This is a genomic window from Marinomonas sp. TW1 (assembly GCF_001625355.1).
Taxonomy (GTDB): domain Bacteria; phylum Pseudomonadota; class Gammaproteobacteria; order Pseudomonadales; family Marinomonadaceae; genus Marinomonas.
Genome location: NZ_JSEE01000021.1, coordinates 1 through 12939, shown reverse-complemented (window position 1 = coordinate 12939; position 12939 = coordinate 1). Strand labels below are relative to the sequence as shown.

Below are 12939 nucleotides of genomic sequence, written 5' to 3'. Positions count from 1 at the left end.
AATCAGTATTTTTCACTAGACATAATAGCAATTGTCCTATCAGTGGTCATAGCAGTTGCTTTATCTACTTGTATATTATGACTCTGTATTGTTTTGACATGCAGAATGTTGTTGAAGCTGGGATCGCTTTTATAGAGATCTCTCCAGTCTGGGGCGACACTCATGCTAATCAATTTACTTCCAGTAATGACTCTAGTTATACAATTGGGAGGGAGATGAAATAAGTTCATAAAATCAGCTTGTCTAATCACTGATTTATTATGGCGTTTATATTCATAATCATTTTTCAATATCAAGTCCCATTTCCCTGAGCTCTCATGGTGACCACGCTTTTCATCTTTTGGCACTGGGAGATATTTAACTATACGGACTTCTTCTTCATAAGCCCATGATGTGTGTTTATTTAGAAATGCAGCTTTAGCTGCTAAATAATTTTCAGGTGAAAAAGTGCGATATGGTACAATTTTAGAATCTATTATTTGTTGAACGCTTTTATAGTTTGGTTGAGATGTTGTATAAATAACATCTCCATAATCTGCAGGAACTGAGCATAAATCTGAACTATCGAATCCAGCTTTTTCCGTGTCTATTTCAACAACACAGCCAGAATGGGCGTTACCATAATGGGACCACATAAGTAGGTTTAATGGAGTTCGTGTTAACGACAAAATGACAAAGTTTTCATCTATGTCTTGTCTAAGGTTCCAAGAGTGGAACGATTTTTCTGAATTCTCTAATCCTTCTGGTGCTTCTGGAAATGGTCCCTCAAATGGGTCGTTAAAATCAGACATTCGAGCAAAATGAATTGATTTACCTTCAATGATTTTAACTGCAGTATCAAGTGTTGTGTATTTGTATAATTTCACTGCTTCAATCCCCTATAATTAGTACTTCCTAATGTCGGTTGTCACTCAGTAATGATAACGACACTGAACAATGTAGAGAGTATTGCCATGGACGCTGTAAACCAATCGATGCTCTCTATCGATTCGTCTTGACCAATAGCCTGACCAGTTGTGCTTTAAAGGTTCTGGGTCACCTAGGCCTTCAAAAGGTTGGCGGGTCACATCTTTGATGAGAGTGTTGATCCGTTTCAGTATTTTTTTATCTTTTTGTTGCCAATAAAGGTAATCGCTCCATGCGTTCTCAGCCCAAGATAAAATCATTCTTCAATCAATTCTTTTATCTGTGTTTGACCTGCTTCCACTTCGGCAATGGCGTCATTTAAACGAGATGCATTTTTGGGGCTGGCCATAAGATAGGCGGTTTCTTCATACGCTTGAAAGTCTTCTAAGCTTATTAATACCGCGGGCTTTCCACCTTGGCGAGTGATGATCACGGGTTTGTGATCGTCGTTTACCTTGTCGAGCGTGCTGGCAAGGTTTGTTCTGAATGCAGAATAACTTAACGTATCCATAATAGACTCCTTAAGATAAGTACTGATTATTGTACTTGTACTTATATTTGTACGCAATGTTCTTCTAGGTGAAAAACTCAGGGTGTGATTAAAGAAACAAAAATACAGAGAGCGACTTCTCGCGCTGGCGCTGAAGCAAGCGTGTTGCTTGTTTCTAACTCAGTCTAATCCAGCACAACCTAACTCATTGCCTTAGTCGTTTTAACAACTCATCATTTTTTAACCGGCTTGTTGATTGAGTTTCTGGCTCAGAAAGTCCAAAAAATATTGAACCAGCGTCGGCTGTTTGCGACGTGACATCACTTGTAATTGCAGGCTGCGTTGTTCGAGAGAGTCCGCTTGAATAGGCCGTGTACATAAGCCGTCATGTTGAGCACGACGTTCAACACTGAGCTTGCCACATAGAGCAATGGCATCTGAGCTGGTAGCGACAAAGCTATAGATGGCTCCCATCGCATTACTGTTGAGAGTGGGGATGATATTAATACCCTCAAGGTGACAGGCAATGTCAAACAGGTAGCTGAGCGTTGTGCCTGATTCAGGGAGGGCTAATGGGTACTCGCTTAAGTCTTTCAAGCTCAAGATGGCTTTGCTTGCCAAAGGATGAGACGTGGGCAGTAAGGCATGAATTGGCGAGGGGACTTGTAAAGCGACCTCGACGCCTTGTTCAGGCTGTAAGCTAAACGTTAGCGCGATGTCTACTTTCCCTTCTTTCACCAGCTGAGTGGCTTTCGCTGACTCGACGACTTGCAGTGAAAACAATGCGCTAGGATAGGTCTGGCGAAATTGGGTCATGGTATTCGGTAGGAAATCCCATGCCATGCCTTCAGGGCAGGCAATGGCGATGGATTGTTGCTGAATGCTTGTCACTCCGCGCATTTCAGCTAATACGTTTTTCAGTTCCAAGGTATTTCGTAATGAGTAGGTGTATAGCACTTCACCTGCTGGAGTTAGGGTCATACCACGGGCTTTGCGTTCAAATAAACTAAGCTGTAGACGTTCTTCTAATTGGGTGATTTGACGACTTATGGCTGATACGGCGACATGCAACTCTTCAGAAGCGGCGGAGAGAGAACCGGTTTTCGCCACAGAGTGGAAATACTTTAGTGGAATTTCATGCATTAGCTTTCTACAAAATCGAATAATTGGTTGCGTAATTGATAATTGTGGTAAGTCAATCACCATCTTAAGCTAAAGCCAATAGATAAATCGACCATTTAGGAGAAAACATGCAGCATTCATCCTCTGAAGAGCGCCAGTCAGCCCTTCAATATGCCGTTCAAAATATAGAAAATGGCCGTTTTTTTGAGACGTTATCGCGTCGTGTGGCTTATCAATCTGAAAGTCAGAATCCTAATGCGATGGATGAATTGGCGAATTACCTTAGCCAAGAAATATTACCCTACTTAAAGAGTATGGGCTTTGTTTGTGAGATCTTTGATAACCCTATTGCAGGTGGTCCTCCTCTATTGATTGGTCAGCGTATTGAAGATCCTGCTTTACCAACTTTATTAACGTATGGGCATGGTGATGTTACTAATGGTCAAGCTGAACAATGGCAAGAAGGCACTCATCCTTGGCAGTTAACTCAGCATGGCGATCAACTGTTCGGTCGTGGCACGGCAGACAATAAAGGGCAGCATACCATTAACCTAATGGCCTTGGAGGCTGTTCTAGCCGCTCGCGAAGGAACATTAGGTTACAACCTAAAAGTGCTGTTTGAAATGAGTGAAGAGGTTGGATCAAAAGGATTAGAGCGGTTTTGTGAAGAGCACAAAGAAGCATTGGGTGCCGATATTTTTTTGGCTTCTGATGGCCCTCGCTTAAATGCTAAAACGCCAACGATTTTCTTAGGTTCTCGTGGCGTGTGCCAATTCCGTTTACGTTGTGATACCGCTAATGGGGCGCGTCACTCTGGTAACTGGGGGGGCATAATTACCAATACGGCGATTCGTTTACAGCATGCTTTAGCTACGCTGGTTACTCCTCATGGTCGGCTCATCCCTGACTGTTTGCGAGCACCACAACCTGAAGGGGTAACGGCAAAAATGATGCAGTCTTTGCCTGTGGGGGGATATCCCGGTGACCCAGAGTTAAATGCTAATTGGGGTGAAACGGCACTGTCTGTTGGGGAAAGGTTATTTGGTTGTAACACATTGGAAGTGATCGCGTTGGGCGCGGGGGATATTCATAAGCCGATTGGGGCGATTCCTGATGTGGCTGAGGCGGTATGTCACTTACGTTTAGTCCCTGGCACGGATTGGCAAAACTTGGTGACCAACTTATCAACGTATTTGGCTGAGCAAGGCTTTGATGACATCGACGTCCTGTATGAAGGTGGGTATAACGCCACGCGTTTAGACCCAAGTCATCCTTGGGTGAACTTTGTTCAATCTTCCATGGCGCTGTCTTTGAATGAAAATGTCACGGTACTGCCGAATTTAGGCGGAACCATACCAAATCATTGTTTTGCCGATGTGTTGGCCCTGCCAACGGTATGGATGCCTCACTCTTATCCTTCTTGTAAACAGCATGCACCTGATGAGCATTTGTTAGTCAGTGTGGCTGAGCAAGGTTTGGCGGCGGCCGCTGGTCTTTTCTGGGATTTGGGTGAACACTGGCCTGCAGCGCGATAGGGGCAGCAATGGACTTCTTAATGTATTTGCTGCTGGGAGCCTGTTCAGGCGTATTGGCAGGATTGTTTGGTATCGGCGGTGGGTTGGTCATCGTTCCTGTCTTAGTGTTTAGCTTTACGGCGCAAGGTGTTGCTCATGATGTGCTGACTCATTTAGCGGTGGGCACTTCATTGGCGGCGATCTTGTTTACTTCGATTAATTCGGTCTTAGCTCATCATAAACAGCAAGCTGTGCTGTGGCCAAAAGTAACATGGCTTGGCACTGGGATCTTGTTTGGTAGTGCGTTTGGCGGTGTGACAGCGGCTTATATTCCAGGCGACTACTTGCAAAAAATCATTGGTGTTTTTGCTGTGCTTATGTCACTACAAATGTTCTCTGGTTGGCGTCCTGCTGGTCAAGCCTCCTCTTTGTCGAAACCCGTGATGACCATTTCTGGTGGCGTCATTGGTTGGGCATCGGCTATTTTTGGGATTGGTGGTGGCTCGTTAATGGTGCCTTTTTTAACTTGGAAAGGGGTGGACATTAAAAAAGCGGTTGCGACGTCCGCCGCTTGTGGGTTGCCGATTGCGTTTTCTGGTGCCTTGTCTTTTATGTACATGGGCTGGCAGAAAGCGACGTTACCGCAATACAGCATGGGTTTTGTGTATTTACCTGCGTTATTCGGCATTGCTTTGACCAGTTTTTTCTTTGCTCGTCTGGGCGCGAAACTGGCTCATCAACTGCCTCCTGTTATGTTAAAGCGATTGTTTGCTCTTTTATTGGCTTTGGTTGGCGCCAATTTTTTATTGTGAAAAAGATGTGCGCCCATTTTTAATCTGTTGTCCTCCTAAAGCATTTGCCTTGTCAGGCGTGCTTTAGTTTTTGATCCTCATTCGGCTTGCCGCCCTATGAGGATTTTTTTATGGTGAAGCGTAGAATCATTAGCCTGCTTGTCTGGGAATGGTTGCAGGCCGTCATGTTAGGTCGGGAGCGTTGCTAATAAAAAGCCGTGCTGGGCACGGCTTTGTTGTTTCAAGAGATGTTTAGCCAATGCTAAAGCGTTTACGAATCGCAATGAGAGAGAACAGACTGACAACGCAGGTAAACAGTAGGTAATAGCTTGGCGCTAATAAATCGTCCGTAGCGCTGATGACCCATACTAATAAAAAGGGAGTGAAGCTACCAAATAGGGTGGTACTGATGTTGTAACTTAATGCCATGCCAGTGGCACGTACCTTAGTTGGGAACAGTTCTGACATGAGTGCAGGTAAACCGCCAAAATACATGGCTTTGAGAATACTTAACCAGAACAACACACTTGCCAGCATCAGCAAGGTAGCGTTGTTTGACAGTAATACGAAAGCAGGGTAAACCGTCAGGAAGAACAACAAACCTGCGATCATCATCAAACGAGTACGGCCCATTCGATCGGATAAGATACCAATAAAAGGCGTTAATAAAGTCAAGACGGTATAACTGATTAACGTGCCTCCATAACCAATGGAGTTGCTTAGCCCTAGATATTTGGTCGCGTAGGTTGGCATGAAAATGATGGAGTAAGTCACAGAGGTAGACAGTACCATCGCGCCTATATTGCAAAGGATGGCGCTTTTATTGTTGTCGAATAATTCAAATAATGGCACTTTGGCTTGTTCTGTTTCTTTAAATTCACTCGCTTCTTCTATGTGCCGACGAATATACAATCCCACTGGGCCAATCAATAATCCGAATAAAAATGGAACTCTCCAGCCCCAACTTTCTAATTGATCTGTTGTTAATGCCGTCGTTAAAAGTAAGCCAAAGCCTGCGCCCAGTAAGCCACTGAGGCCCTGACTGGCAAACATAAAGCTGGAAATGAAGCCTTTACGCTCTGGGTAATGCTCCACCAACATCGCCGTGGCGCTACCGAACTCACCACCGGCAGAAAAACCTTGTAGTAAGCGTGCCAGCAAAATACCGAACGGAGCCAGTAAACCAATTGCTTCATAGGTTGGCATGACGGCAATTAGGAAAGTCCCTGCCATCATTAGCCAAATAGTTAATAGCATGGCAGCCTTACGGCCCACTTTATCAGCATAGCTGCCGATCACGATGGCACCTAATGGGCGAATTAGATACGACATGGCGAATGTGAACAATGCCAACATCAGAGATAAGGTTTCGTTATCCGTTGGAAAGAAGAGTTTAGAGATGGTGCGAGCAAAGAAAGCGTAAACGATCAGATCGAACCATTCCAAAGCATTACCAATGGATGATGCCACGATCAGCTTAACCAGTTTTTTGTCGGCTGGTTTGTCCACGGGTGCTGTTGTGTCTGAGTAAGTATCGGACATGAGGGGACTCCACAGTTTATTTAGTCATTATGTCAATTATCGATACTATGAAGTCCCTAGGTTTTGCACAATTATTCATTTTTTAAGACAACTTTGCCTTTATTAGAAAGCTTGATTGACCATTTTAGGTGCACTTGAGATCAGAACGTTTCACTTTGTTTAAGCTGATGTGGTTTTTGTTATGTCGACGGTACAGGTCATTTCCCCATCCTGAACACGCACGTTTATTGCTTCGCCTTTTTTAACATCCTTAATAGAGCGAATCACCTGTTCGTCTTTACTGGCAATCGCGTAACCGCGCGATAAGGTGTTGAGCGGACTGACTAGATGGAGCTTGTCTATGATGCGGGCAAAGTGAGTTTGTTTGCTGGTAAGGTTATTGCGTAGGGCAAGGCTCAAGCGGGTATTCAAGTCGTTAATTTTGGCTTTGTGTTGAACTAAGGTTCTGTTTGGGCTTTGGTTAAGCAGTCTTTGATGAATATTGTTAGTAAGTACTTGCTGCTGTGTTAGCTTTTTGTCTATCGCTTGTTTTAGTTGTTTTTGCAACTGTGATAGCTGGCGCTGCTGTTGCTCAATGCGTTCTTTTGGATGGCGAATACGTTTGATCAGAAAATCGAGTTGCTGGTGGCTCTGCTCCAGTTTTTGTGACAAACGTGAAGTGAGTTGTTTTGTGTGTTGCTCAATCTGACGAATCAGATGGGCTTTATCTGGGCTAAGTAACTCAGCGGCTGCCGTTGGTGTGGCGGCACGAACATCAGCGACGAAATCGGCAATGGTGAAATCGGTTTCGTGACCCACTGCAGATACGATTGGTGTTTGCGCATTAAAAATGGCTCTGGCTAATGCTTCGTCGTTAAAACTCCATAAGTCTTCCAGCGAGCCACCGCCTCGACCGAGGATGATGGCATCAAAGTGTCCACTGGCGTCGGCACGGTTTAGTTGTTTCAGTAGGTTGGTTGCCGCGTCTTGACCTTGTACCAACGAAGGCAAAATAGTCAGCTCGGTTAATGGAAAGCGACGACGGAAGGCTATGATCATGTCGCGGATAGCAGCACCTACTGGTGAAGTGATGATGGCAACGCGTTCTGGTCGGGTTGGCAACGTTTGTTTGTGTTTGGCGTCGAACAAACCTTCTAGCTGTAATTGCCCTTTTAATCTTTCGAACGCTTGTTGCAAAGCGCCTTCACCAGCGGATTCCATGCTTTCTACGCTCAGTTGGCAATCGCCTCTGGGGCCATAGAAGGTTACCCGAGCACGTAAGCGAACGAGGTCGCCATCTTTAGGGCGGAAACGCACGGCGAGATTCTTGCTTTTGAACATGGCGCAACGAATCTGAGCACGATCGTCTTTCAGGGAAAAGTACCAATGACCTGAGCCGGGTTTTGCCAGATTAGAAATTTCACCTTCGACTAAAATCCACGGCAAACTGGCTTCTAAAAGTTGTTGGATCTGTCGATTGAGTTGTGAGACGGTAAAAGCGGTTTCTTGTGAACTCGTTGTTGTAAAATTTTTCATCAATCTCTCGTGGTTTTGATTTACCGACAGCAACTATTGGAGTAGAATTACTTGCCATCTTAACACCCTTGTTGGCATTGGAAACTCCCCATTATGTTACGAATCGTGCAAGAAGCTTTAACGTTTGACGACGTATTGCTCATCCCCGGCTATTCCGAAGTTTTACCTAAGGATGTTAGCCTTAAAACCAAGATCACTAAAGACATCGAATTAAATATTCCGCTTACGTCTTCCGCAATGGATACGGTGACTGAACACCGTATGGCAATTGCATTGGCTCAAGAAGGTGGCATTGGCATTGTGCACAAAAACTTGACCATTGAAGAACAAGCTCGCGAAGTTCGCAAGGTAAAAAAATTCGAAAGCGGCATTGTTCGTGATCTGGTTACCATTAATCCAGAAGCCACAGTCAATGAGCTGATGGCATTAACGTCAGCAAACAGCATTTCAAGTGTGCCTGTTGTGCAAGGTTCTGACCTTGTTGGCATCGTCACCAGCCGTGATGTTCGCTTCGTTAAAGACTTCGAAAAAACCGTTGCTGATATTATGACGCCGAAAGAGCGTTTGGTGACGGCTTTGGAAGGCGCATCTTCTGGTTCTATTCGTAAACTATTACATGAAAACCGTATCGAGAAAGTTTTGATCGTCAATGATCAATTCGAACTACGCGGCATGGTCACAGTAACGGACTTCAACAAAGCGACGACTTACCCAAATGCTTGTAAAGACGAGCAGGGTCGTTTGCGTGTTGGTGCGGCTGTTGGTACAGGCGCGGATACGGAAGAACGAGTAAAAGCCTTGTCTGACGCTGGTGTGGATATTGTGGTTGTTGATACCGCGCATGGTCATTCTAAAGGCGTGATTGATCGCGTTCGTTGGGTAAAAGAAAACTACCCACACATTCAAGTAATCGGTGGCAACATTGCCACAGCGGAAGCGGCGATTGCCCTGGCTGATGCGGGTGCTGACGGTGTGAAAGTGGGTATTGGCCCAGGTTCTATTTGTACAACGCGTATCGTTGCGGGTGTGGGTGTGCCACAGATCAGTGCGGTGGCTAACGTTGCTGAAGCCATGAACCCTCGTGGTATTCCAGTGGTTGCAGACGGCGGCGTACGTTTCTCTGGTGACATTGCCAAAGCCATTGCGGCAGGCGCAAGCGTGATCATGGTGGGTGGTTTGTTGGCAGGTACCGACGAAGCACCAGGTGAAGTGGTCTTGTTCCAAGGGCGTTCATTTAAAGCTTACCGTGGTATGGGCTCATTGGGTGCCATGTCACAATCTCAAGGTTCAAGTGACCGTTACTTCCAAGACTCTAGTAGTGTTGAGAAGTTGGTGCCAGAAGGCATCGAGGGTCGTGTGCCTTCTAAAGGGCCAATGGTGGCCGTGGTTCACCAATTGATGGGCGGTGTTCGCTCTTCCATGGGCTACACAGGTTCTGCTGATATCGAGACAATGCGAACCAAGACACAGTTCTCGAAAATTACTGGCGCAGGTATGCGTGAGAGTCATGTTCATGATGTGACCATCACCAAAGAGGCGCCGAATTATCACGCGGGTTAAATCGCTGATAATGGCTGGTTAAGATGGGGCGTACAACACGCCCCATCTTTATTTACTGCTTTCATTTTTTAATTGATGACTTCTAGATAAAAGATTGGCTCTTTTGGCTAGAGTGAGAGGAATGGCTAACCATGTCGCAAGATATTCACGCTCATAAAATTCTTATTCTTGATTTTGGTTCTCAATATACGCAGCTGATTGCGCGTCGAGTCCGTGAAATCGGTGTTTACTGTGAAGTTCGTGCTTTTGATATGACAGATCAAGAAGTAATCGACTTTGATCCAAAAGGTGTCATCTTGGCTGGTGGCCCTGAATCTGTGCCTGAGCCGGGCTCGCCGCGTGCTCCTGAAGCGGTTTTCAATCTAGGCGTGCCAGTATTTGGTATCTGTTACGGTATGCAGACCATGGCAGAGCAATTGGGCGGTAAAGTTCAAGGTTCTGAAATACGTGAATTTGGTTACGCACAGATTCGTAAACACGATGGCCCGTCTCTGTTTGATGATATTCAAGACCATGTGGCGAATAATGGCATTGCCTTATTGGACGTATGGATGAGTCATGGTGACAAAGTGGTTGCGATGCCAGAAGACTTTACTTTGATGGCGTCGACGGACAGCTGTCCTATTGCGGCAATGGCGAACGAAACGAAGAAATTCTACGGTGTTCAGTTCCACCCAGAAGTAACGCACACGTTACAAGGTGGTCGTATTCTGTCTCGTTTTGTTGTGGATATCTGTGGTTGTGACACTCTGTGGACACCAGCGAATATTGCACAAGACGCTATCGAACGTATGCAGGCGCAAGTGGGTGATCGTAAAGTGCTATTGGCCTTGTCTGGTGGTGTGGATTCCTCAGTTGTTGCTGCCTTGCTTCATAAAGCGATTGGCGATCAGTTAACTTGCGTATTTGTAGATAATGGCTTGCTTCGTTTGAACGAAGGCGATCAAGTGATGAAGATGTTCGCAGATAACATGGGTGTGAAAGTTATCCGTGTTGACGCAGAAGATCTATTCCTTGGTAAGCTGGCTAGCGAAAATGATCCTGAGAAAAAACGTAAGATCATTGGTAATACTTTTATTGAAATCTTCGATGAAGAGTCATCTAAATTAGACGGTATTGATTTCCTTGCGCAGGGTACGATTTACCCTGATGTAATCGAATCTGCAGCATCTAAAACAGGCAAAGCGCATGTTATCAAGTCCCACCATAATGTGGGTGGCTTGCCTGATGATATGAAAATGGCTTTGGTAGAACCACTACGTGAATTGTTTAAAGACGAAGTGCGTAAGTTGGGTCTAGAGTTAGGTCTGCCGTATGACATGGTTTACCGTCATCCATTCCCAGGGCCAGGTCTTGGTGTTCGCATCTTGGGCGAAGTGAAAAAAGAATACGCCGATATTCTTCGTCGCGCGGACGCTATCTTCATTGAAGAGCTACGTCGCTCTGGTTGGTACGATAAAACCAGCCAAGCCTTTGCCGTCTTCTTGCCTGTTAAATCGGTTGGTGTGGTAGGCGACGGTCGTCGTTACGAATACGTGGTAGCGCTTCGTGCGGTTGAAACCATCGACTTTATGACAGCGCGTTGGGCTCACTTGCCATACGAATTGCTAGAAACGGTTTCTGGTCGCATCATCAATGAGATCGAACACATCTCCCGTGTGACTTACGATGTGTCGTCTAAGCCGCCAGCAACCATTGAGTGGGAATGATCTGGCCAAGTTAGTGGTTTAATGAAACGGCTCTCTTATTATAAAGAGGGCCGTTTTTGTTTGTGCGATGAATACAATAGTAGAGGTAGTCGATGGAGTTTCCTACGACCTTAATAGAAGGGCGTTTACTTAAGCGTTATAAGCGCTTCTTGTCAGATGTTCAGTTGCCAAATGGTGATGTCGTGGTAGCGCATTGTCCTAACACGGGGTCAATGAAGCGATGCCAGCAGGACAATGCTCGTGTTTGGCTATCTAAGAGTGATAATCCAAAGCGTAAGCTGGCTTATACTTGGGAATTAGTCGAGGTCGATGAGACGCATCTTGCTTGTATCAATACAGGATTACCGAACAAGCTGGTAGGTGAGGCCATTGCTAAAGGGGTTGTGGCAGAGCTCTCTGGTTACTCAGAGCAAAAAGCGGAAGTGAAGTATGGCGAGAAGAGCCGTATCGACTGGCTATTAACCAGCATGGATGGCGAGAAGTGTTATGTAGAAGTGAAAAACGTCACCTTACTAGAAGAAGATGGCAAAGGGTATTTTCCTGATGCTGTGACAGAAAGAGGACGAAAGCATTTGAACGAACTGATTGCGATGGTGGAGCAGGGTCATCGGGCGGTGTTATTTTTTTGTGTCAGTCATACGGGGATTGATCAAGTATCACCTGCTCGACATATCGACCCGGCGTATGCCGATGTATTTGAGTTGGCGGTGTCAAAAGGTGTGGAAGTCTTAGCGTACAAAGTGGATATCACAAACAAAAAGATGGAAGTGTCTCATGCCGTTGCAGTTTGCTGACGATGGTGGCGAAGTATGGTCAATTCATCGTCAATAAAATAAGCGGTTTGAGTCCTTGTTTCAGTAAATTGTCTATTGAGGGTAGGTACTGTCAAAATTCCCTTACTTCTCTTTACGTTATGAGATGAAGTGCAAGTTGATTGTGGGCTTTCTGGATCAAACTGGGAAGCCAGTGCTGGGTGCTTTTTTTATGAATTTGTCTTGTCTAGTATCACTCCCATGGAACGAGATAGTTCCTGATCGAGCCCTAAACTAGGTCTTGAAAATTTACCAACAAATGGAGATTACGTTATGAAGACATTCACTAAATCAGCTCTAACACTATTTACTGCCGCTGCACTTTCAACAGCTGCGTTTGCAAATGAAGATGCTTTAGCTGAAGCACAGTCTCGAGTGGATGCCATTGCATCACAATTGGAAAGCATGGGCGCTGAAGTAGATTCAACTGTTGACCTGAATGAAGCGGCAACACCAATTGAAAAAGAAGCGGCACTTAGCGCTAAGTATGACGAGCTTCAAGCACAACTTGAAAGCCTGCAAGCACAAACTGCAGAGTAAAGGCGCCTATTATTAGGATCGTCTATTGAACAGGAGCCACTCTAGAGAGATTTAGAGTGGCTTTTTCTTGTTAAAGGCTTATTTTTGTTTGTTTTTTATACGATTTTGGTGTTTTAGAATGCCTATACAATAAAACTTAACCAAAACATCAAAAAAACGAAAAAAACAGTTGCACTAAATCTGTAGATCCTTAATATACGCCCTCGCTGACACGGACAGGGCTTCACTCTCTAAGAGAAACGAAGTGGCTTAAGTGTAACGGCAACGCTCTTTAAAATAGATAATCAGATAATTTGTGTGGGCGCTCGCTAGGGCTTCAAAAAAGAAATTGAAGTCTTACGAGAGTCAAACACGTCAATTCGCTTTATTAAGTAAAATTGTGAGTGTTTCGAATTTGAGTGAGCAAGCTTTTTAACTGAAGAGTTTGATCATGGCTCA

At 45.0% G+C, this 12939-nt stretch carries 12 protein-coding genes; 6 read left to right on the top strand and 6 right to left on the bottom strand.

Going from position 1 to position 12939, the window contains the following annotated elements; translation table 11 throughout:
- Positions 1-2: 2 nt before the first annotated feature.
- The 4 genes from OA79_RS16680 to OA79_RS16665 form a co-directional block, all read right to left on the bottom strand.
- The gene (locus OA79_RS16680) at positions 3-866 is read right to left on the bottom strand and encodes a DUF2971 domain-containing protein (protein ID WP_063334351.1); all 864 of its coding nucleotides are present in this window, start codon (positions 864-866) and stop codon (positions 3-5) included.
- Between the two features lie 45 nt (positions 867-911).
- Positions 912-1166, bottom strand: a complete 255-nt coding sequence (locus OA79_RS16675; RefSeq protein ID WP_063334350.1) for a Txe/YoeB family addiction module toxin — start codon at positions 1164-1166, stop codon at positions 912-914.
- A complete protein-coding gene (locus OA79_RS16670) occupies positions 1163-1417 on the bottom strand; it encodes a type II toxin-antitoxin system Phd/YefM family antitoxin (RefSeq protein ID WP_063334349.1) in 255 nt (84 codons plus the stop codon). The genes OA79_RS16675 and OA79_RS16670 overlap by 4 nt, the downstream gene beginning before the upstream one ends.
- Positions 1418-1636: 219 nt before the next feature.
- Positions 1637-2539, bottom strand: a complete 903-nt coding sequence (locus OA79_RS16665) for a LysR family transcriptional regulator (RefSeq protein WP_063334381.1) — start codon at positions 2537-2539, stop codon at positions 1637-1639.
- A gap of 107 nt (positions 2540-2646) precedes the next feature.
- Here OA79_RS16665 and OA79_RS16660 point away from each other — a divergent pair, with 107 nt between their 5' ends.
- Entirely contained in the window at positions 2647-4053 is a 1407-nt protein-coding gene (locus OA79_RS16660) for a M20 family metallopeptidase (RefSeq protein ID WP_063334348.1), read from the top strand.
- An 8-nt stretch (positions 4054-4061) separates the two neighbouring features.
- Entirely contained in the window at positions 4062-4844 is a 783-nt protein-coding gene (locus tag OA79_RS16655; RefSeq protein WP_063334347.1) for a sulfite exporter TauE/SafE family protein, read from the top strand.
- A gap of 231 nt (positions 4845-5075) precedes the next feature.
- On the opposite strand, the gene OA79_RS16650 is transcribed toward OA79_RS16655, so the two are convergent.
- Positions 5076-6365, bottom strand: a complete 1290-nt coding sequence (locus tag OA79_RS16650) for an MFS transporter (protein ID WP_063334346.1) — start codon at positions 6363-6365, stop codon at positions 5076-5078.
- A gap of 159 nt (positions 6366-6524) precedes the next feature.
- On the bottom strand, positions 6525-7880 hold the full coding sequence (xseA, locus tag OA79_RS16645; RefSeq protein WP_063334345.1) for an exodeoxyribonuclease VII large subunit: 1356 nt from the start codon (positions 7878-7880) through the stop codon (positions 6525-6527).
- Between the two features lie 93 nt (positions 7881-7973).
- On the opposite strand from xseA, the gene guaB reads away from it, so the two are divergent.
- The 4 genes from guaB to OA79_RS16625 all read left to right on the top strand — a co-directional run bounded on the left by guaB (position 7974) and on the right by OA79_RS16625 (position 12501).
- On the top strand, positions 7974-9440 hold the full coding sequence (guaB, locus tag OA79_RS16640; RefSeq protein WP_063334344.1) for an IMP dehydrogenase: 1467 nt from the start codon (positions 7974-7976) through the stop codon (positions 9438-9440).
- 131 nt (positions 9441-9571) lie between these two features.
- Positions 9572-11149, top strand: a complete 1578-nt coding sequence (guaA, locus tag OA79_RS16635) for a glutamine-hydrolyzing GMP synthase (RefSeq protein ID WP_063334343.1) — start codon at positions 9572-9574, stop codon at positions 11147-11149.
- 92 nt (positions 11150-11241) lie between these two features.
- Entirely contained in the window at positions 11242-11943 is a 702-nt protein-coding gene (gene sfsA / locus OA79_RS16630) for a DNA/RNA nuclease SfsA (RefSeq protein ID WP_063334342.1), read from the top strand.
- A 291-nt stretch (positions 11944-12234) separates the two neighbouring features.
- Complete coding sequence (locus OA79_RS16625) at positions 12235-12501, top strand: hypothetical protein (protein ID WP_063334341.1); 267 nt, start codon at positions 12235-12237, stop codon at positions 12499-12501.
- Positions 12502-12939 lie beyond the last annotated feature (438 nt).